22 protein-coding genes are annotated in these 21,384 nt (G+C 43.4%); 12 read left to right on the plus strand and 10 right to left on the minus strand.

All coding sequences use genetic code 11. The annotated features are described in order from the left end of the window. Nucleotides 1-143 precede the first annotated feature (143 nt). Entirely contained in the window at nucleotides 144-779 is a 636-nt protein-coding gene (locus tag EP58_RS07790) for a CPBP family intramembrane glutamic endopeptidase (protein ID WP_036092078.1), read from the plus strand. A 57-nt stretch (nucleotides 780-836) separates the two neighbouring features. On the opposite strand, the gene mreBH is transcribed toward EP58_RS07790, so the two are convergent. The 7 genes from mreBH to EP58_RS07820 all read right to left on the minus strand — a co-directional run bounded on the left by mreBH (nucleotide 837) and on the right by EP58_RS07820 (nucleotide 7,215). Continuing rightward, on the minus strand, nucleotides 837-1,844 hold the full coding sequence (gene mreBH / locus EP58_RS07795) for a rod-share determining protein MreBH (protein WP_036092079.1): 1,008 nt from the start codon (nucleotides 1,842-1,844) through the stop codon (nucleotides 837-839). Nucleotides 1,845-2,033: 189 nt separating this feature from the next. Beyond that, nucleotides 2,034-3,080, minus strand: a complete 1,047-nt coding sequence (mreB, locus tag EP58_RS07800) for a rod shape-determining protein (RefSeq protein WP_036092082.1) — start codon at nucleotides 3,078-3,080, stop codon at nucleotides 2,034-2,036. A gap of 146 nt (nucleotides 3,081-3,226) precedes the next feature. Continuing rightward, nucleotides 3,227-4,486 (minus strand): MDR family MFS transporter, encoded by a 1,260-nt coding sequence (locus EP58_RS07805; protein WP_036092084.1) that lies wholly within the window; start codon nucleotides 4,484-4,486, stop codon nucleotides 3,227-3,229. Between the two features lie 87 nt (nucleotides 4,487-4,573). Beyond that, on the minus strand, nucleotides 4,574-5,806 hold the full coding sequence (locus EP58_RS07810) for an aminopeptidase (RefSeq protein ID WP_036092087.1): 1,233 nt from the start codon (nucleotides 5,804-5,806) through the stop codon (nucleotides 4,574-4,576). Between the two features lie 74 nt (nucleotides 5,807-5,880). After that, entirely contained in the window at nucleotides 5,881-6,048 is a 168-nt protein-coding gene (locus tag EP58_RS17505) for a hypothetical protein (RefSeq protein ID WP_156110575.1), read from the minus strand. A 96-nt stretch (nucleotides 6,049-6,144) separates the two neighbouring features. Next, nucleotides 6,145-6,456 carry a hypothetical protein gene (locus EP58_RS07815; RefSeq protein ID WP_036092089.1) on the minus strand — a complete coding sequence of 104 codons (312 nt, stop codon included), beginning with the start codon at nucleotides 6,454-6,456 and terminating at the stop codon, nucleotides 6,145-6,147. A 309-nt stretch (nucleotides 6,457-6,765) separates the two neighbouring features. Continuing rightward, complete coding sequence (locus EP58_RS07820; protein WP_036062755.1) at nucleotides 6,766-7,215, minus strand: flavodoxin; 450 nt, start codon at nucleotides 7,213-7,215, stop codon at nucleotides 6,766-6,768. 271 nt (nucleotides 7,216-7,486) lie between these two features. Between EP58_RS07820 and map the strand changes: the two genes are divergently transcribed. Together map and EP58_RS07830 are read left to right on the plus strand one after the other, a co-directional pair. Next, the gene (gene map / locus EP58_RS07825) at nucleotides 7,487-8,245 is read left to right on the plus strand and encodes a type I methionyl aminopeptidase (RefSeq protein WP_036092154.1); all 759 of its coding nucleotides are present in this window, start codon (nucleotides 7,487-7,489) and stop codon (nucleotides 8,243-8,245) included. A 70-nt stretch (nucleotides 8,246-8,315) separates the two neighbouring features. Further along, nucleotides 8,316-9,113: an AAC(3) family N-acetyltransferase gene (locus EP58_RS07830; RefSeq protein WP_036092091.1), complete on the plus strand. Its 798-nt coding sequence runs from the start codon at nucleotides 8,316-8,318 to the stop codon at nucleotides 9,111-9,113. Here EP58_RS07830 and EP58_RS07835 read toward each other — a convergent pair. After that, nucleotides 9,100-9,321 carry a DUF1128 domain-containing protein gene (locus EP58_RS07835; RefSeq protein ID WP_036092093.1) on the minus strand — a complete coding sequence of 74 codons (222 nt, stop codon included), beginning with the start codon at nucleotides 9,319-9,321 and terminating at the stop codon, nucleotides 9,100-9,102. The genes EP58_RS07830 and EP58_RS07835 overlap by 14 nt on opposite strands. A 93-nt stretch (nucleotides 9,322-9,414) precedes the next feature. Between EP58_RS07835 and EP58_RS07840 the strand changes: the two genes are divergently transcribed. The 5 genes from EP58_RS07840 to mprF all read left to right on the plus strand — a co-directional run bounded on the left by EP58_RS07840 (nucleotide 9,415) and on the right by mprF (nucleotide 15,953). Next, complete coding sequence (locus EP58_RS07840; protein ID WP_036092095.1) at nucleotides 9,415-10,272, plus strand: YihY/virulence factor BrkB family protein; 858 nt, start codon at nucleotides 9,415-9,417, stop codon at nucleotides 10,270-10,272. 24 nt (nucleotides 10,273-10,296) lie between these two features. Next, nucleotides 10,297-11,670, plus strand: coding sequence for a 23S rRNA (uracil(1939)-C(5))-methyltransferase RlmD (gene rlmD / locus EP58_RS07845; protein WP_036092098.1), 1,374 nt, complete (start codon nucleotides 10,297-10,299; stop codon nucleotides 11,668-11,670). Between the two features lie 17 nt (nucleotides 11,671-11,687). Next, entirely contained in the window at nucleotides 11,688-12,161 is a 474-nt protein-coding gene (locus EP58_RS07850; RefSeq protein ID WP_052164804.1) for a GNAT family N-acetyltransferase, read from the plus strand. Between the two features lie 488 nt (nucleotides 12,162-12,649). Continuing rightward, nucleotides 12,650-13,315, plus strand: a complete 666-nt coding sequence (locus tag EP58_RS07855) for a VanZ family protein (protein ID WP_036092099.1) — start codon at nucleotides 12,650-12,652, stop codon at nucleotides 13,313-13,315. A gap of 34 nt (nucleotides 13,316-13,349) precedes the next feature. Then, the gene (gene mprF, locus EP58_RS07860; RefSeq protein WP_036092102.1) at nucleotides 13,350-15,953 is read left to right on the plus strand and encodes a bifunctional lysylphosphatidylglycerol flippase/synthetase MprF; all 2,604 of its coding nucleotides are present in this window, start codon (nucleotides 13,350-13,352) and stop codon (nucleotides 15,951-15,953) included. A 48-nt stretch (nucleotides 15,954-16,001) separates the two neighbouring features. Here the strand turns inward: mprF and EP58_RS07865 are convergent, their stop codons facing one another. Beyond that, nucleotides 16,002-16,898, minus strand: coding sequence for a TIGR01777 family oxidoreductase (locus EP58_RS07865; protein ID WP_036092104.1), 897 nt, complete (start codon nucleotides 16,896-16,898; stop codon nucleotides 16,002-16,004). Nucleotides 16,899-17,021: 123 nt separating this feature from the next. Between EP58_RS07865 and recX the strand changes: the two genes are divergently transcribed. Together recX and EP58_RS07875 are read left to right on the plus strand one after the other, a co-directional pair. Beyond that, nucleotides 17,022-17,834 carry a recombination regulator RecX gene (gene recX, locus EP58_RS07870; protein ID WP_036092108.1) on the plus strand — a complete coding sequence of 271 codons (813 nt, stop codon included), beginning with the start codon at nucleotides 17,022-17,024 and terminating at the stop codon, nucleotides 17,832-17,834. Beyond that, entirely contained in the window at nucleotides 17,834-18,061 is a 228-nt protein-coding gene (locus tag EP58_RS07875; RefSeq protein WP_036092111.1) for a YfhJ family protein, read from the plus strand. Before recX ends, EP58_RS07875 begins: the two co-directional genes overlap by 1 nt. 47 nt (nucleotides 18,062-18,108) lie before the next feature. On the opposite strand, the gene EP58_RS07880 is transcribed toward EP58_RS07875, so the two are convergent. Further along, the gene (locus EP58_RS07880; RefSeq protein WP_036092114.1) at nucleotides 18,109-19,089 is read right to left on the minus strand and encodes a metal-dependent hydrolase; all 981 of its coding nucleotides are present in this window, start codon (nucleotides 19,087-19,089) and stop codon (nucleotides 18,109-18,111) included. 231 nt (nucleotides 19,090-19,320) lie between these two features. Between EP58_RS07880 and mutY the strand changes: the two genes are divergently transcribed. Together mutY and fabL are read left to right on the plus strand one after the other, a co-directional pair. Then, entirely contained in the window at nucleotides 19,321-20,400 is a 1,080-nt protein-coding gene (mutY, locus tag EP58_RS07885; RefSeq protein WP_036092117.1) for an A/G-specific adenine glycosylase, read from the plus strand. Then, entirely contained in the window at nucleotides 20,397-21,143 is a 747-nt protein-coding gene (fabL, locus tag EP58_RS07890; protein ID WP_036092120.1) for an enoyl-[acyl-carrier-protein] reductase FabL, read from the plus strand. Before mutY ends, fabL begins: the two co-directional genes overlap by 4 nt. Nucleotides 21,144-21,384: the final 241 nt, after the last annotated feature.

Below are 21,384 nucleotides of genomic sequence, written 5' to 3' on the forward strand. Positions count from 1 at the left end.
TTATATATAATTAGCAACGTAATCTTTCCTATGCATTCAGATTTACATCATGAAAAGAGGGTAATAAAAAAGGAAACACTTTACAGAAGGATTTGGCATCTACGAGTTTGTGACACCTCAATTTATCGAAAAGGAGCAAGTAGATGAATCATTCAAAGGAAGGCCAAAAACAAGGTCATCTAGTGTTATTAAGCGCGATAGTAGTAGGGATAGCGTATCAATTCCTGCCTTTTATACTCCCTCACACATCCTATTTAGAAATTATTGGTGCATTTTTCAACCTAACCCTCATGTTTATTCTGCTATATATGATACTAAAAGAAGAATTTCTAGATTGGTTTAAACATTTTAGCTTCAAATGGCTAGTGATTGGAATCCCGTTTTTATTCATCGTCGGAACGCTAGCTGGGAGTCTTTGGTCCGCAATCGCTGGCGGGATGACGTCGAACGATATAAACAGCGTTCTGTCATGGGAATACGTGATCGAAAATGTCCCATTCATGTTGCTTGGCGAAGAATTGCTCTCTATCGGAATTCTCTACGCAGCCTGGAAAAAGTTGAACTGGAAATTCTGGCAAGCGACGATGCTATGCTCGATTTTGTTCGCATTATGGCATTTACCAGCCTATGACTATAATGCACTGCAATGCTTAGTCACGATTATTCCAAGCAGACTGGTTTTAAATTACTTATTCAAAAAAACCAATTCTATCTGGGTCACATGGATCGTTCACATTGCTTTTGATGTGATTACGTTCCTACCAATACTGTTAAAATAGATAAAAAACCCGGGAAAATGAGCCGAAATGCGACTTGTTTTCCCGGGTTTTCAAATTTTAATTAATTTTTTTAGATACTTTATCAATGTACTCAAGCGACATGCCAGTTCCGATAGCTACGGACTCTAACGGACTCGGTGCCATATGTACGGGAACATCGATTTGATTGACAAGCCATTCTTGGAAGCCGTGTAGCTGCGAACCACCGCCAGTTAAAACGATGCCACGATCGACAATATCACCGCTTAGTTCAGCTGGACATTGTTCTAGCGTCACGCGAATTGCTTCGAGAATTCGGCCTAGCGTTTCTTCCAATGCTTTTTGAATCTCGGTAGATGTAATGGTCAGCGTCATCGGCAAGCCGGTTAACAGGTTGCGACCGCGTACATCCATCGTTATTTCTGTATGGGGAATTGGCGCATAACCAAGCTCCATTTTGATGCGTTCGGCTGTTGCTTCTCCGACTAGGAGGTTATAATTTTTGCGGATATGTTGGATAATCTCGTCGTCCATGTGGTCGCCGCCAGTTCGGACAGACGTACTTGTTACGATGCCACCGTAAGAGATGATGGCGATTTCACTCGTTCCACCGCCGATATCGACAATGACATTTGCAATCGGTTCATCCACCGGTAAATCAGCTCCAATTGCCGCTGCGACCGGTTCCTCAATAAGCGTTACTTCTTTTGCTCCCATCGATTTTACCGCGTCAATAATCGCACGGCGTTCCACAGAAGTTGCTCCAGTTGGTGCACAAACAACGACGTTCGGCCTTTTCACCGAATTTCCAACAACTCCTGTGACCCGACGCATAATTTCGCGTAAGAGACCTGATGTGACGTCATAATCAGCAATCACGCCATCTTTTAATGGGCGAACTGCAATAATATTAGTAGGCGTTTTTCCAATCATTTCTTTTGCTTCTTGGCCAATCGCAAGCACGGACTTGGTGTCTACATCCATGGCAACTACAGAAGGCTCGTTCAAAATTATTCCTTTAGATTTGCTGTACACTAAGATGTTTGCGGTACCAAGGTCGATACCAATCGTTGTATTACCAAACATTTTTTTACCCTCCATATTTCCTTTTCATGCTTTTATCGGCACAGTCTCTAGTATAAAGCAGTTTTGCGATTGTTGGGGCTTATAAAGATAATGATATAAAAAGGTAATATAGGAATCGCGTGGGAGTAGGCTTTCGCTAGGAAAACGTAAACCGCATGTAAAGAACTTAACACAAATCCAGTATTTAACTCAAGAGAAAAATGGGAGATTCAGGCGTGGCGTCGTTAATTCCAAATCACCAGATACGGTATGTTGACTATAAAGATGAATCCGGCCCGTTCCGATTGCAACCGATTCCAATGGGCTTGGATCGAGTATGACTGGGAAATCGACTTGATTTGTTAGCCATTCTTTAAAGCTGTTTAGCTGGGAACCACCACCAGTTAAAATAATACCTTGATCCATAATATCACCGCTAAGTTCAGCAGGGGATTGCTCTACCATCACGTGAATCATTTTTATAATTTTTGCTAAAAATTCTGTAATCAGTGGTTGGATGTCAGCAGAGGATATTTTGGTGGTTGCTGGGAGTCCTGTTAGCAAGCTGCGACCGCGGACGTCCATCGCTTTTAGGACATGAGGACCAGGTGCGTAACCAAGTTTCTTTTTTATTTTTTCGGCGGTTAGGTCACCGATGAGTAGATGGTGTTCTTCACGGAAATATTGGATGATTTCGGCATCGAGTGAATTACCGGCAGAGCGGACAGACATATTAGCCAGCACGCCGCGGTAGGAAACAATCGATACTTCTGTTGTGCCAGCGCCAATATTGACAATCATATTGGAAACAGGCTCATCGATGGGAAGGCCAGCACCAATCGCTGCGGCAACGGGGGCCTCGACAATGGTGACTACTTTGATTCCAGTCGCGAGTACAGCGTCACGAATAATATTTCGCTCGACAAGCGTTGCACCAGCTGGGACATTAACACTAGCGGCAGTTTTACGAATTGGGATGTGATGGATGCGAGCAACACGATCCAGCACGGCTTGCAATAATTTCACTGCATTATCAAAATCAGCAATAACACCGTCTTTTAGTGGTTTAATAGCTGTTAAAGTGGTAGGCGTTTTTCCGTACATTTGCTTTGCCAAATTCCCGATAGCATAGACTTCTTTTGTCTCGGCATCTAAAACGACGACAGCAGGTTCGCGAAACATAATTCCTCGCAGTTCATTGTAAACAACAATATTCGCTGTCCCTAAATCGATTCCAATTGAAGAATGACTAAACATAAGCACACACCTTACTTTCCTTTGAAATTTTTTAAAACAGATTGACTTCTTAATGACATAATTGCCTTAAAACGAGGAAGGTAAACCTAAAAGTATAAAAAAATACTAAAAAAGCCATGCGTCTTAAGCATAGCTTTTCTATCTACTTATTTAGCACGATCCTGTTTTTCGTATAGACTATACATATAGAAGTATATAAATCCGCTAATCACGGCGAGCACTGCGATGGTTGCAAACGTTGCGAAATAGCCAACGAGTGTAGAAAGGGTAATCGCGAGTGGGGCTATCACTTTTCCGAACGTGTAGCGAAGCCCAGCCGCGGAGAAGTACATCGCCCGTTTATTATCAGGAGCAATTTTGGCCACGAAATTCTGTTGGATTCCGACCGTCATTAACTCGGCAAAACTGAACAAAATAATCGCTAAAATGGCGCCCCATGGACCTGTTGCGATTCCAAAAAGCAGAATGGCAATCCCGTATAAGAAGGAGGAATTCATGAAGACTAGTTTTTCGCGATATCGGCTCATGAGTCGGGTGAAGAAGACTGTCAGTAAAGCCACGCAGAAGCCGTTGATGGAGACGATGAAACCAAATAATTGTTCTCCGGTAAGCTGTATGGAGAAAATCGATGAATCCCCAATAACCTCTGTAATATAGAGTGGAAATAGTAAGTCGAGTTGCATAAAGGATTGCGAAATAATGACGCCGGCAATAATGTATAAGAAAAAAACTTTATCTTTAAAAATCAGTTTATAGTTGCGCAGTTGTTCCATTAAAACGGTGCCAATCTTTTTCTCACGTTGAGCTTTGCGCAACTCCTTATCCAAAGCCATTGGCGCTGTTTCATGTCCGAATTTTGTCAGTAGAATCAAGAGGAGTAGATCGGCAAGAACAATGGCCAGCAAGGTTTGTGACGTATAATTATTAAACACGAGCGCCCCGATAATCGGACCAATCACGACCGCAATATTGATCATCATGTAGAAAATCGAATACACATGACTCCGGTGCTCCGGTTTCACAACATCCGCAATCATCGCCTGACTCGCTGGCTGGTAAAATGACATAAAAATACTCGCGACCATGAAGCCAAAAAACGCCACATAAGGCGAATGAAACATTGTTGTCGCTGCAATCGCAAAAATAAGGAAACCAGCACCTTCACCGATAACCGAAATACTCATCATTCGCTTACGCCCATAAGTATCCGCAAAATAACCGCCGAGTAGAGCCGTAATTACAGATAAAGCCTGCGATAAAATAAGCAACAGACTCGTCGTTTGTCTCCCAATCGAGTCTGAAAAATAAATCGTTAAAAAGGGAAAAACCGCCCAAAAGGAAATATCGAGCAAAGCCTCCCCGAATAGTCGCACTTTGAGATTAATGTCCCAAGTCTTAAATTTCATAGTATAAAACACCTTCTTTGCAAAAAAAGCCCATGAAACAGTTCTTCCATGGGCTTCGTTATAAATTAGTAAACAATTATTGTACTATTAAAATGCCCAGTCGCCGTTGCGGAATACAGGGACTTTGTCACCGCTCGCCGTAATGCCATCGATGTTCATTTTATCCGAACCAATCATGAAATCGACGTGTGTCATACTTGAGTTAACACCAGCTTTTTCTAGTTCTTCGCGGCTCATATCTTCGCCACCTTTAATATTAAAAGCATACGCGCTTCCGATAGCTAAGTGATTCGATGCATTTTCGTCAAATAGCGTGTTGTAGAAAAGGATTCCTGATTGAGAAATAGGGGAAGGGTCTGGAACCAAGGCTACTTCGCCAAGATAATGTGAACCTTCATCCGTTGCTACTAAATCTTTCAGGATATCTTCGCCTTGTTCCGCGACAACATCGACGATACGGCCATCTTTGAACGTGATTTTGAACTTATCAATGATATTGCCAGCATAGCTTAGTGGTTTTGTGCTAGATACATAGCCGTTCACGCTCGTTTTTTCAGCACATGAGAAAACTTCTTCGGTAGGCATATTCGCCATGAATTCTTTGCCTTGTTTATTGTAGCTTCCAGCGCCGACCCATACGTGATCTTTAGGAAGACCAATCGTTAAATCAGTTCCTGGTGCCGTATAGTGAAGTGCCGAATATTGTTGTTCATTCAGATAAGCAGCTTTATTATTTAGCGTTTCATCATGATTTTTCCATGTTTGAATTGGATCTGCCGTATTCATACGCGTTGTCTCAAAAATAACTTCCCAAAGCGCGGGAACTTGTTCTGCGTGTGGTAAATCAGGGAATACCTTCGCTGCCCAGCCTTCAGAAGCTGCGCCGACAACCGTCCAGCTTATCGCGTTAGACTGAATCATTTGGCGGAATTCTTCCAAAGCTTGGCCCATTGCTTTTTGGTTCGCCGCGATTTTTTTACCATCTACGCCTTTCAATAAATCTGGATTTTCCGAAACAATTGAGATAAAAACGGCATTTTCGTGAGCCAATTCAATGCGTTCTGCGGCACGGTGAAGCGCTGCTTTCTCAAAAATCTCAATCGGTGAATTTTGGTAGCGAAGTAACGTGATTTCTTCGTCTGCCCAGTTGATAATAACATCGCTAGCTCCAACTTCATAAGCTTTTTTCGTAATTAAACGGCTTAGCGGTGCGCTCTCAACGGAACTATTAATCACTACTTTTTGATCAGGTTGGACGTTCACTCCGACCTTGACGATTAATTCTGCATACTTTTCTAATTTCTCATTAAATGTTGACATATGTAGCACCCCTCTTCTATTCAATAAAAGCATTGTATCTTAAAAAAACGCGTAAAGCAACTGTTTGCAACGGCTTATCCAAACCACTGTTGATGCATATCGTTTAAAAATTCCCGACTGAGCGGTAGTATGTCTGATTCAGGCAATACCGAATCAATCATACAATACGGACAAAGCGCAGTATCCTCAGCGTGCCGACAAACACTCATTTTCGTCGTTAAAAGCTCCGTTCCAGTGCTCACGTACTCTAGTACGCTCCGCGCTGGTACTCCCTTTTGCCTAGAAACTAAGCGTTTGTCGGCACGCTGAGGTTTGGAGTCATAGAGGCGGCTTTTAGACTAATCAAATTCAATCTCCGAAAGTGCTTCATCCATCGACTCTAAAATATTGTACTTCACAAAGTAATCCAGCCAAGCTTGGTGTAAATCAGGGGCATCGCGTTTAATCGACGGCTTGATTTTGTCATACATTGTTTTCATGATATCTTGCCACATCGCATTCACTGCGCGATCTAGTTTCGTGTCTTTCCAACGCTTTGCTGGCGGTCGTTTCTTATTTTTCTCATTTTGAAATTCGAGTGCCTTTTGGTAAAAGCTATCTTTGGTTGTCAAGTTCTCAGACATATATTCAGAAAATTCATTAAAAGTCATCGTAACACTCCTTAAAATTGTAGGTCAATTAACAGTAACATATCCTCATCAGAGCGTCTACTCTACAAAGACAGATAGAAATAGCTTTATGCGACGGGTTACGTCATTTTCAAGGGCAGAAATAGGGCGAGAAACCATTTTTAAATAGAGCGGAAAAAAGCTTGAAACGACTGGTATAGAGTCGGATACAGTACAAATTAGCTAAACTTAAAAAACGTTTTTAAAATTATTTTAGCTATCAAAAAAATGCCTAACTATCAACGCGATAGCCAGGCATTTTGGGAGATTTCATTTATTCGATGTCGGAAATTATTTCCCAAGTAGGGCATCCGCAAAGGTTTTCGCATAAGCTTCTGCACGAACCACATCATCTTCATCGGGATCTAAATCCACTTTTAAGCCTTCTACAGGGACTGTTGCGCCTTGCTCTTTCAAGCGTTTCTCAACAAGATCAACCGTTAAGCAGAACTCGTCGTAGAATGTGTCGCCAGATCCGAAAGAAGCACAGACCTTGCCGGAAAAGTCCACATCAGACATATCTTCGTAGAAATCCACGAATTCATCTGGAAGTTCACCATCATCGTACGTGTAACCGCCGATGAGCGCGCCATCATATTCTAGTAATTTCTCAGGTTCGACAGAGATGCATTCCTCGATCTCGACCTCAATATCGTATTTCTCTAGTTCTTCGCCAAGGATATCTGCAATTTCTTCTGTATTACCAGTCATGCTGGCATATACGATCATTACTTTTGCCATTATTTACATCACCATTTCTTTCTATGAGTTCTAAGTTAATACGCTAAAAAAAGCACACTTGCGAACGCGGAATATGCTTGTTTCATCAATCACTAATACTTCCATTATAAAGAATTTCAGAAAAACTGCAAGAAATTCCGTTAAATTTAGCAAAAACGTCACATTCATACTTTCAAAATGAGGCGAATAAAGCTATAATGGTAGAAGTGAGAATTTCTGGCTACGGCAAAATCAAAGGAATCGATAGCTGGGAAGAGAAGGGATGGAAAAAATGATTACATTAAAATCAAGACGAGAAATCGACGAAATGAAACGTGCAGGAGAAATCCTTGTCGCGACACATAAAGAGATCAAGAAACTTATTAAGCCTGGGATTACGAGCTGGGATATCGAAGTATTTACAGAAGAATTCCTGCGTAAACAAGGCGCGACACCAGAACAAAAAGGTTTTGAAGGCTATGAGTTTGCGACATGTGCGAGTATCAATGACGAGATTTGTCACGGTTTTCCGCGGAAGAAAATGCTGAACGAAGGCGATATTATCACGGTGGATATGGTTGTTAATTTCCACGGTGCGCTTGCCGATTCAGCCTGGACATATGGCGTTGGACAAGTTTCACCAGAAGCTGAGCGTTTGATGGAAGTGACACGCAAATCGATGTACCTTGGTATCGAACAAGCACAAGTTGGGAACCGTATTGGCGATATTGGTCATGCGATTCAAACCTATGTAGAGGCTGAGAAACTGGCGGTTGTCCGCGAATTTATCGGTCACGGCGTAGGTCCGACACTACACGAAAAACCAGAAGTGCCACATTTCGGCGCAGCAGGCAAAGGTCCACGCTTGAAAGAGGGCATGGTTATCACGATTGAGCCGATGGTTAACACAGGCGGCTGGAAAGCGAAAATGGATGACAATGGTTGGACAGCACGCACAGCAGACGGTTCACTTTCCGCACAGTACGAGCACACGATTGCGATTACGGCAGACGGCCCAGAAATTTTGACGTATCAAGGTGAAAATGACTAAATAAGACGTAGGTGTGTTGCCAAGAACGCGACACACCTAAATTTTTTCGAGAGGTAAAGGGAGAATGGCTATGGGAGAGAAGAAAGCGATTCGCAAAACGAAGACGCCGCATACGGTGGCATCGATTTGCGAGGAATTACATAATCTTGGTATTGCAAAAGGAGATACAGTGATTTTGCATGCTGCGCTCGGTCAAGCTGGCTGGGTTTGCGGAGGCGATGTCGCGATTATTAAAGCTTTTCAAAAGGCGATAACCGAATCGGGGAATCTAGTGATGGCGTCGCAAAGTACGAATGTGTCAGACCCAGCCAAATGGCGAAACCCAGCGGTACCAAAAGAGTGGTGGCCAACGATTTATGAGGAAATGCCTGCGTATAATCCAGATGAAACGCCGACTTTTTTCATGGGCGTGATTCCAGAAACATTCCGCAAAATGGCGAACGTGAAGCGAAGTTCGCATCCGAAATATTCTTTTTGCGCCTGGGGAAGCGACTCAGCTTTCATTACGGAAAAGCATGCGCTAAATTTCGGATTCGGCGAGCAATCCCCGCTAGCACGATTATACGAACTGCACGCAAAAATTGTCCTGTTCGGCGTCGACCACAATAAAAACACATCGCTACACCTTGCCGAGCATCGCGCCAAAGCCTTCCGAATTCAACAAGAAAAGTCGCCAATTATGGTTGGCGGCGAGAAGGTTTGGCAAAGCTATGATGAAATAACGTCTAATAGCGAGGAATTTATTGGGATTGGGCGCGATTACGAACAAAAAACAGCGCACCAGCCGACGACGCTTGCTGGTGCACCTACAAAAATATTCGATATGCGCGACTTGGTGGATTACGTGAGCGGTGTTATTTCCGAATAGTGCTTAACTCTTCTGCAAAAAGTTGCATTTCACGCATACTGATGTTGTTTTTGCGATGAATCAGCGTGTAAATATCCAGCAGAGAATCATAATGGATGGCTTCCAAGGTCAAGTTTTCGAAGACGGAAGCATTAACCATTTTTAGTTTAGCAGTAATTTCATTTAACATATACGCAACATTTTCTTGCGTTGGATTTTCTAAGTTCATGTGAGACACTCCTTTTCAACTTTCAAAAATTGTAGCACATAGTTTGGAGTGACGCCACAATTAGCGTCTATTTTAAGAAGAAAGGGGATACCGATGTTAAAAAAAATACAAGATATCCGCCTTGTTCGTTTTGGTATGGCCGTTGGGGCTAGATTTACGAAAAATGATGTATCCGGAAGCGCCTCGCAATTAGCGTATTATATGCTCTTTTCCATTTTTCCGATTTTACTAATTGTTGCCTCGCTGCTTCCGTATTTCAACATTGATCAAGACCAGTTATTTACAACGATTAAGCAGTTTGTTCCAGAAGAAATTTATGATTTTATTAATAATAATCTGGATCAACTTCTGAATAGTAATTCGGGTGGAGCGCTTTCTGTCGGGATTATCGGGACGTTGTGGTCGGCTTCTAATGGCATGAATGCGACGACGAAAGCATTGAATAAAGCGTATGGCGTGCAGGATCGCCGGAACTATTTTGTCAAACGCCTGTTGTCGATGGTTTTTACAATGGGTATGCTTGCAGTTGTTGTCGTGACGCTACTTCTCGTCGTTTTCGGACAGCAAATCGGATTGTTTATTTTTAATCATCTGAATGTGTCCCAAGATACGCTCGATATTTGGAATAACTTCCGCTGGGTCGTGACGCTAGCCGTTATTTTTATCGTGTTTTCCTTTATTTTTTGGATTGCACCGAACCGGAGAAGTAGCCTGTTTAGCATTTTGCCAGGTGCGGTTTTTTCCACAGTTGGTTGGGCAGCAGCCTCAATCGGATTCGCCTATTACGTGAACAACTTTGCCAATTACTCTGCGACTTATGGCAGTATCGGCGTGATTATTATTTTGATGTTATGGTTTTATTTAACAGGAACGATTTTGATGATTGGTGGCGAAATCAATGCCACACTTAGCATAGTGAAGCAGAAAAAGCTGGTCGGGGAGATTAATTAACCGGGCCATAAGGAGAGAATTATTTTGAGCGAAAATCCAGTAACAGAAGGTCAACAATTCCCGCTAACGATTAAACGGATTGGTATTAACGGCGAAGGAATCGGCTATTTCAAAAGATCCGTCGTGTTCGTAACCGGCGCCTTAGCAGGAGAAGAAGTCGTGGTGGAAGCTACCAAAGTCAATCCACGCTACACCGAAGCAAAAATCCGCAAAATCCGTAAAAAATCACCACACCGCGTGACACCACCATGCCCCGTCTACGATGCATGTGGTGGGTGTCAATTACAACATTTATCGTATCCAGAGCAACTGAAAATGAAAAAGGACCTCATCGTGCAATCCATCGAAAAACATACACGTTTCCACCTAGAACAAATCAAGATTCGCGACACAATCGGTATGGGAAATCCTTGGGGCTACCGCAATAAAAGCCAATTCCAAGTGCGGGAAATCGATGATGTGGTCGAAGCAGGCCTATTTAGCGCGGAAAGCCACGAACTAGTTCCAATCGAAAATTGTGTCGTGCAACACCCAGACACGGTCAAAGTCACTAATTTTGTACGCGATTTACTGGAAGAACTCGAGATTCCAATCTACGAAGAACAACGTAATAGCGGCATTGTCCGGACAATCGTCGTTCGCACGGGGATTAAAACCGGCGAAATCCAGCTTGTCCTAGTTACGAACAGCAAGAAACTACCACGCAAACGCGAGTTGTTGGAGCGCATCCAAACAGCGTTCCCAGAAATCGTGTCGATCATGCAAAACGTGAATCAAGCGAAGACGTCCTTGATTTTCGGCGAAGAGACGCTCTTCCTTGCAGGGGAAGAAAAAATTACCGAGAAGTTAGGCGAAATCGAATTCGATCTTTCCGCACGTGCCTTTTTCCAATTGAACCCATCGCAAACAGAGAAGCTCTACCGCGAAGTAGCGCGTGCCATCCGCCTGACAGGTAACGAAAAAATTGTCGATGCCTACTGTGGAGTTGGAACAATCGGGCTTTCCTTGGCGAAACGAGCAGCAGAAGTGCGCGGCATGGATACCATCGCTGAATCCATCGAGGACGCCAAAGCAAATGCTGAACGCGCAGGGATAACAAACGTCAGCTTCGAAACCGGAAAAGCCGAAGAAGTATTCCCGAAATGGATCAAAGCCGGTTTCAAACCAGATGCCATTGTTGTCGATCCGCCACGCGTTGGCTGTGAAGATCAGTTATTGCAATCGATTCTGCGCACGAATGCCAAACAAATTGTCTACGTATCGTGTAACCCATCGACACTTGCACGCGATATTCAGATTTTATCTAAAAAATATAATGTGAAATATATCCAACCGCTAGACATGTTCCCGCACACAGCACATGTGGAAAGTATAACTGTTCTAACCTTAAAAAATTAAGCGAGGGAGGGCTTCTTTTGAAAATCGAACTACAATCATTCCAAAATGAAACAGCGCAAATTGCAGCCCTCACGAATTATACACTCACGAACGATGAATTCTCCGCGCATCCACTTGAAATTTTGGAGCAAGCCGCTAAAACAAGCAGCTATCACTGTGTCCTGATTTCTGACAAGGAAGTCATCGTGGGCTTCTTCGTTCTGGACAGTGGCAACGACCTCACAACGTATACAGCAGAACCGAATGCCCTACTTTTGCGAGGCTATTCGATCGATTCCAGTCTACAAGGAAAAGGATACGGAACAAAGTCATTAGCAGCATTACAAGACTATGTACGCGCTCATTTCAGAGGAATTGCCAGTGTTGTTTTAGCGGTCAACAAACGAAACATTCCAGCGCAAAAACTATATCTAAAAAGCGGTTTTATCGAAACACCACGCGTTGTCCTAGGTCCGCGCGGGGAGCAATTTGTTTACGAACGGAGAATATGAGGAACAAGAATAGAGAGTGGATGGGAACAATTCCAAACAAGATAAAATTGCCTCGCTCTTTATTTTTGGATAAGATGAAAATGACGCTATACACAAATCGAGCGAAAGCGTTTGTATTCAGGGGATTTGGTGGAATGAGGATGACAAACTCATTCCATTCTTTTGCATATTGAGGTTCTAATTCGCCTTGCTTCAAAGAACCACAACAAAGCGGAGTGTACGACTGTACATGATGACTGAAAGCAGGGAGAGGGTAGTTTCCTCGACCATGCGAGAAGTTAAGCGAAACTGCTCTTGTGTAGCAGAACCGGAAGTCCGCCAAATCCCCTGAATGCGAACGCTTGTCGCCGATTATTTGGATTATGCTCCAAACAATCTCCATTTTTAGATTACCTTGCAATAATGTAAGGGTAACAAGTCTTTTCATTACTAGCGTTATTTGTTAAACTAAGGAAGACAATTAGACCAGAGGAAAGCGTGGCAGATCTATGAAAAATGACAAAATTCGGTGTCTAGTTCTTCTGATTCCGGTTTTATATATGGCTTACGGTATATTTTTAGCAATCGATTTTGGAAGTAGGGCAGAGCTGATTAATGTCATTCTCAACGGCACAATCTTAGGCGCGTGCTCGATTTTCATCATTTGGAAGGCGACATTAAGAAATACAATAGATGTGATTTGGCTCGCCACGTTTATTCTTTACCTATTCATTTTGCATCATCTCGTTACATATATTTCGGCAGGAGATATCCTAAGAAGCACGTACACAGGAGGATTCCATATCCAGCAAGAAATGGTGAACCTTGTGCCATTCACGACGATTGAAAACACAGTACACCAAACGCTACCGACCATGCCAACGATAATCCAGCTACTCGGAAATGTCTTATTACTCGCACCATTGACGTTCTTTCTGCTCTATTTTCAAATTACAAAAAGAATCGGCATGACACTCTTAGTCGCATTAGTGGTTTCTACAGGAATCGAGCTCGTTCAATTCTTCCAAACCACCATCATCACAGGTTTTAGAGGCATAACACTACCAGAAAATCGCTCGACAGATATAGACGATATTATTCTAAATACACTGAGCGGCTTGCTGGGAATTCTGGCGGCGCTATGTATACCAAGCGTGAGAAAGCGAAAAAAATAACATTGAAGTGGGAAAAGTGAAGGGGATTGGTATGATGAAGGAAAGATTTGCAAAACTTATAGCATGGTTCCAAGAAAACAGTCTGAAGGCCAAAATTATATTTATCGTTTTTGTGCTCGCGTTTGTTGTGTACGAAGTGATTAGTATTGGAACAACTACCGATTTTGGCGCCTTGAAAGATAACTTAACATCGCAGAGCCCCGAAAATATCTTGATTATGATTGCAGTTGGACTGATTGCCGTAACACCGATGCTCATCTATGATTTTGTCATCGTGAAACTCCTGCCGGGCAAATTTCCGACGAGTCACATTATCACATCTGGCTGGATTACGAACACGTTTACGAATATCGGCGGATTCGGTGGCGTGCTAGGAGCCTCGTTACGCGCTAATTTCTACGGTAAAAATGCTGACCACAAACAAATCCTCCTAGCCATTTCAAAAATTGCCTTATTTCTCGTATCCGGATTATCTCTTTATTGCCTGATTGGCCTGGTAATGCTATTTATTCCAGGATTCGCCGACCATTTCCGCAGCTACTGGCCTTGGCTTGTCGGCGGTGGATTATATTTCCCAATCCTATTTTTCTTCACAAAATGGAAAAGCAAAACATTATTTGAAGATTTACCATTAAAACGCGAGTTGTTGCTCATTTTGGCATCCTTACTAGAGTGGGCATTTGCATTTGGCTGCTTTATCATTATCGGCGTACTGATGAACGAACCAGTCGATGTCGCAAAAGTATTCCCGCTATTCGTTATCGCATCCGTTATCGGGATTGCATCCATGGTACCAGGAGGCGTTGGTACGTTTGACGTCGTGATGATTCTGGGATTAGAACGACTCGGCGTCCCGACCGATCTAAGTGTCGCTTGGTTGCTATTTTATCGCATTTTCTACTACATTATCCCATTCGCGGCAGGACTATTGTTCTTCGTCCAGAAAGCCGGGCGGAAATTCAACGACTATTTAGAAGGCCTACCAACCCTGTTCCTTCAAAAACTAGCGCACCGATTTTTAGTCCTATTCGTGTATTTCGCGGGACTTATGCTGATTATTTCCGCAGCGATTCCAAACGCGATTTACCACTTACCACTACTCTACAAACTCGCGCCGTTCAGCCTTTTCTTCGTATCGCAAATCACGATGATAGCATTCGGATTCCTGTTATTAGGCTTGGCTCGCGGTATCGAAAGCAAAGTCACGAAAGCCTATGTGACGACGATTGTTGTGCTCGGTTGCGCAATTTTCAACACACTGGCTCAAGGTTTTTCCATCAAAGCCGCGATTTTCCTCGGAATCGTCTTGGTCTGCGTCTACTTAGCGCGCCATGAATTTTACCGGGAAAAACTCGTCTACACGTGGAGTAAAATCATTTTTGACAGTTCGTTATTCTTAGTCTGCTTAATCGGCTACGTCCTGATCGGTATTTACAACTCACCAAAAGTGCCGCATCACCGCAAAATTCCTGATTACCTGCTGATTCCTTCCGAACATGTTTGGATTACAGGATTCATCGGTGTGGCGATCGCGATTATTAGTCTGATTGTTATTTTCTACTATTTCTCAACAACGAGTGTTACCATCGGAGAACCATTTGATGCGAGACGTTTACGAGCTCATTTGGCCAAATATAAAGGCAACGAAGTAACCCACACGATGTTCATGCGCGACAAACTGCTTTTCTGGTCCAAAGAGGATAAAGTCGTGTTTCCGTTCCAGCTCAAAGCCGATAAGATGGTTATCATGGGAGAGCCAGTCGGGGATAGCGATTACCTCGAGGAAGCGCTAGAAGAACTGATGACATACGCCGACCGCTTCGGCTACCGACCAGTTTTCTATGAAGTAGACGTCGACATGCTGGCATTCCTCCACGATCATGGCTTCGATTTCATGAAAATTGGAGAAGAAGGCTTCGTATCCTTACCTGAATTCACGCTAACCGGTAAGAAACGCAAAGGTGAACGCGCCTTGATGAACAAATTCGAACGTGAAGGCTATACATTCGAAATCATCGAGCCAAGCTTTGACGAAAAAACAATCCAGCGACTACGCGAAATATCAGACGATTGGTTAGGCGACAGGTCCGAAAAAGGATTCTCACTCGGTTACTTCGATGTGTATTACCTAGAACAAGCTCCAATCGCGATTGCGCGAGATGCAGACGGTGAAATCATCGCGTTTGCCTCCATCATGCCGTGCTACAACGACGAAATGACATCCATCGATTTAATGCGCTACGGCCAAGACGCCCCGAGCGGTATCATGGATTTCCTATTTATCAACCTGTTCTTAAAAGGGCAAGAAGAAGGCTACCAGATTTTCAACGCAGGAATGGCGCCACTTTCAAACGTCGGTTCCTCGCAGTTCGCATTTTTAGGGGAGCGATTGGCAGGCCTCGTTTACCGCTATAGCCAAGGCTTCTACGGCTTCCAAGGACTACGCAACTACAAATCAAAATACGTAACCACCTGGGTTCAAAAATTCGTCGCGTTCCGAAAACGAAGCTCGATTGCCTTCACGATGTTGCAACTAATGGTGCTTGTCGGCAAAAAACGACCACTATCTAAAGCGCAAATCGTAGAAGACATCCCAGAAGAAATAGAACCAACAGTAATCCTGGAAGAATCCAAATAAAAACAAGGCGTTACGAGATAGCAAAAAATCTCCTAACGCCTTGTTTTTCTATTCTTGCACTAAATCAGCCAATGCTTCCTCGATTTGAGGGAATTGAAACGTGAAATTTTGATTGAGAAGTTTTTGTGGATACACACGTTGTCCTTCCAAAATAAGCAGTGCTCGTTCGCCCATTGCCAAGCGAATCATCGAGGCAGGCGTTGCGACTTTTGCAGGCCGTTTCATCGCCTGACCAAGCAATTCGGCAAACTTCTTTTGTTGTACAGGATGAGGCGCCGTCACATTTACCGCACCGTCGAATTTCTCAGAATCCATGATACACAAAATTGCCGCGACGACATCATCAATATGAATCCATGAATACCACTGATTTCCCTCGCCAAGCGGTCCACCGATCAAAAAAGCGAACTGTTTCGTGAGTAGCGGCAGCGATCCGCCATCCTTACCCAAAATCAAACCAAACCGCGTAAACACCGTCCGAATACCTGACGCCCGAGCAGCTTTTTCCCAAGAAATAACCGTCTCCGCAAGAAAATTATCAGCCGCGACATGTTCCTCCGTATCCAGAAAGAAAGTCGTTTGTGATGTAGGATATACGCCAATCGCACTCGCGTTAATCAACAACCGAGGCTTTGGATTCAAATCATGAATAATCCGCACAAGTTCCGTCGTCGCATCTACACGACTGTCCAAAATCAACCGTTTCCGATCCGCCGTCCATCGCTTATCCGCAATACCCGCGCCAGCCAGATTAATGCATATATCAATAGACACACCCGCCAAATCCGGCAGAGCGCCATCCAACCATTTTATATAACGCACATTTTCTGAATCGACCTCGTTATCCCGCCGTGTCAAAATATACACAACATGCCCCTTATTCACAAGCGCAGGAACGAGATGATGCCCAATAAAACCAGTACCACCAGTCATTAAAATATTCATATGTCAATCACTCCTAACATGTCAGCGTCTGTCATCACGCTGCTTTTCTATTACTTTTCCCTTTAAGATAGCTTTAAAACGATTTTTTGCGTATGATAGAGTAGAGAAGAGGAGGCGATAACGATGAAAATAACATCTATTTCGCAACAACAAAAAAATAAAGAGCGGTATAACATCTTTGTTGCCGGAAAATATTTATTCAGTGTCGATGAGGTCGTGCTTACGAAGTACCAACTTTTTAAAGACCGCGAACTAACGGAAGAAGATCTAGCTGAAATTCAAGAAGAGGACGCGATCCGCCGTGGTTTGAACAAAGCAATCCAATATTTAGCCCATCGTGTGCGCTCCGAAAAGGAAATCCGTACCCACTTGGCAAAAGCGGAGATGGAACCCGATGAAATCAGTCTGGTCATCAAACGTCTCGCAGAAATGAAATACATCAATGATTTGGAGTTCGCGCACCTTTACGTTCGCACCCAAGTAAACACAACTTCAAAAGGGCCTCGTCAAATTGAGCGCGAACTCGTAACCAAAGGCATCACCCGCGAATACATTGAAGAAGCACTCGCAGATTTTAAAGACGACACCCAATTAGAAAACGCCGTCAAACTAGCAGCCAAAATCGTTAATCGTAGCCGTAAGTCAGCCAAACGTCAACTACAACAAAAACTAATCACCGAGCTTATCCAAAAAGGCTATACGACCGATTTGGCCAAAGAAGCAAGCGCCATTGCACTCGAAGATTTTTCAGAAGAGCAAGAACAAGACGTATTAGGCGAGCAATTAAACAAGCTACTACAACGAAATCGGCGCCTAGGTCCAGCGAAATGCCGACAAAAAACAATTACATCCCTATTGCAAAAAGGGTTTTCCTATGATACCATTCAAGATTATATGCGTGAACACGAATTAGATTTTGAAGAGGAGCAAGATTAATGCAACCATTTTTCGAGAAATTAAAGCTAGAACTACTAGCAATCAATCCAAACTTTTCCGAAGACGAAGCTTTATGGTGGGTCGAGATGCTATGGACCGATTTTGAAGCGAGCTATGCGAAGGCCGGCTATCCATACCGTGGCAATGAATATACGTATGACTATGTATCCAAACAAATCAAACAACACGGCGCATCGCTACATTTGGTAGAACGTAAAGAACGGTAAGTAAAAGGCCTTCTCGATTTTCATGCGAGAAGGCCTTTTTTCAAATCTTAGTCTGTTACAGGGTGTAGTTTCTTGTGAAGTTTTTCGTCGCTGAAAATCCAGCCAGTATAAGATGATATAATTTGCAAATCATCATCTAGTTTGACTACGGCGACGAATGGATAGTGCCCGTTACTACGGTATCTTAAATCGGTGTAGGTAACATACGTGCCATCCATTTTTTCCTCGATACGCCAATTATACACTTTGGAAAAGGATACAAATGCCGTCAAGTTCTTATCTTTCATCGCTGCGTGGATAATATCGTTATCGGGAACTGGTAAACGATCAAATTTCTCATAAATCGAAATGGTACGTTTAAAAGCTCGTCCGACATAGTAGTGATCCTTCGTTGTTACCGCAACACGCCATTGGAAGAAACGAATCGTAGAGGCTACAATAATTTCCTCCGAGTCTGGAATCATATTTTTGACCGCGTGGGTAATAACTTTCTGCGTGATGAATCTTGCTACATAATAAAGCGCCAAAATCGCGTATAACGTGAAGAACGTTGGTAAAGCAGGAGCTCCAAGTAGCCAAATAACGATAGCTACAACGTGAGAGCCGAAAATAAAGATATCAAAGGTATTGATAAACCCAAAGGCGACCCACGTATCTTTAAATGGCCTCAACGCCTGTGTTCCATACGCGTTGAAAATGTCGACAAATATATGCAGCCCGACCGCGACGAAGGTCCATAGCAAGAGATGCCAGAACGGTGCGGCTGGAAAAATAAAAGCAAGAATAGCAGAAAGCAAGAGCGGCCAGATTGCGAGACCCGGAAGCGAATGCGTAATTCCACGATGGTTACGAATATAATCCGCGTTATTTTTAAGTTTAAGAACAGTATCAATGTCCGGTATTTGTGATCCAATAATAGTGGCTGTCATGATACCAATGGCAGCGGAACTCCCTACAATAGCAGGGTCGATCGCCGTAGCTACAGCGCCGAGTGCAATTCCCATAACAACATGTGTGCCAGTGTCCAAGAGACTTCCTCCTCTTCTAAGAGCAATCCTAAAAATCAATGTTTGCATCTTATAAAAACTTTCCGTGAAGGCAATTGGCTGTCCAATCGCATCTTGATTCTGTATAATGATAACGTTGCTTAAAATCAAGTATCGGAAGTTTTTTCATACTTATATTATACTACAGAATACCCGAAAACATGCATTAGAAAACCATGAGAATATACGCACAAAACGAGGAGTAAATACAAGATGGAATGGAATAAGGAAAAAATAATTGCTTTCAGATCAGCCTTGATTGACTGGTACGAAGCGAACAAAAGAATTTTGCCGTGGCGTGAAAATACAGAGCCTTACCGAATTTGGGTCTCTGAAATTATGTTGCAGCAAACAAAAGTTGACACAGTTATGCCATATTTCGAGCGATTCATGACCTGGTTCCCAACGATGAAAGACTTTGCAGAAGCGCCGGAAGAACGCATTTTAAAAGCATGGGAAGGTCTGGGGTATTATTCACGCGTCCGTAATCTACAAGCGGCGATGAAAACCGTGGTGACCGAGATGGATGGCGTTGTACCAAGTGATTTGGACGGAATTCTCGCGCTAAAAGGTGTCGGCCCATATACCGCTGGCGCCGTGCTTAGCATTGCTTATGAGAAACCAGAACCAGCCGTTGATGGGAACGTCATGCGTGTGATATCGCGCATTTTGGAAATCGATGATGACATTATGAAGCAGAAAACACGGAAAAAGTTCGAAGCGGCACTATACCCGCTCATTGATCCAGAAAAACCGGGCGAATTTAATCAAGCGTTAATGGAAATCGGCGCGCTTGTCTGTACACCGAAAAAACCGATGTGCCTCATTTGCCCGCTGCAGGAATTTTGCGAAGCGCATAAAGTTGGGAAAGAAGAAGCCTATCCAGTCAAAATCAAGAAAACAAAAGTGAAGAAGGTATTCCTATCAAGCGTCATCATTCGGGTAGGAGAGGATCAGTACATCATTGAACAGCGGCCAGAAACAGGCTTACTCGCTAACTTATGGCAATTTCCGACCGTGGAACTAACGGAAAACCATGAGGCGATGAAGCTAGCCTTTTTACAACAATATGGCATCGAGCTTGAAGTAGAAGCCGAACCAATCACACACGTAAAACATATATTTTCGCATTTAGTCTGGGAAGTAGACGTGTTCGTAGCGCAAGCGATTCACCTACAAACCTCAGATTTAAAATTAAAAACCGTCACAAAAGCCGAGATGGAGCACCTAGCTTTTCCAGTTCCATATCAAAAAATGTGGCAAGCATTTCTAAAGGGGGAAACAGTACAATGAATAAAGTAGCATTAGTAACAGGAAGTAGTCGTGGAATCGGGCGGGAAATCGCGCTCGAGCTTGCGAAACAAGGATATGATATCGCGATTAATTTTGCCAGAAGTCGTAGCAAAGCCCAAGAAGTTGCGGAAGAAGTCGAGGCACTAGGACAAAAAGCGATTCTCGTCCGCGCTAACGTTGGCGATATCGAGAAACTAAAAGGCATGTTTGCAGAAATTGATGAAGCATTTGGGCGTCTCGATGTGCTGGTCAACAATGCCGCAAGTGGTGTTTTACGACCGATTATGGAGCTAAACGAGTCACATTGGGATTGGACGATGGATATTAATGCAAAGGCGCTTCTTTTTGCAAGTCAAGAAGCCGCGAAACGTATGCAAAAAACAGGTGGCGGAAAAATTGTGAGTCTCAGCTCAGTCGGTGCCATCCGCTATTTAGAGAATTATACAACGGTTGGCGTTTCAAAAGCCGCGGTAGAATCGCTGACACGCTATTTAGCGGTCGAATTAGCACCACTCGGAATTTCGGTCAATGCCGTTTCTGGTGGGCTAATCGAGACAGAAGCGCTAGATCATTTCCCAAATCGCGAAGAATTACTAGCAGACGCTATTGCCAAAACTCCAGCTGGGCGCATGGTTGAGGCCGGAGATTTGGTGAAAGTAGTATCGTTTTTAGTGAGCGATCAAGCCGATATGATTCGCGGTCAGACGATTATTGTGGATGGCGGAAGGACGTTGTTGGTATAACGAGAATATCAGGGAATTCATAAATCAGAGGTGTGCGTGTTTTGGCTTGTATGCTTAAGGAAGGGAAATCAAATGTAGTTGTTTGGCAATTCTATTGAGTTATGTGGTTATTCGAGTCCGGCAATCATGGGAGCGTGGGTGCTTTTGGTGTTGACGTATCATCATTTCGCGATCCAGCTTCAAGAGCCAGCCTCTCGGAAATTTCGTGGCCTCCGTAAAAATCAAAAGAGGATTTTCACTA

The organism is Paenilisteria newyorkensis, from assembly GCF_000766145.1.
GTDB lineage: Bacteria > Bacillota > Bacilli > Lactobacillales > Listeriaceae > Listeria_A > Listeria_A newyorkensis.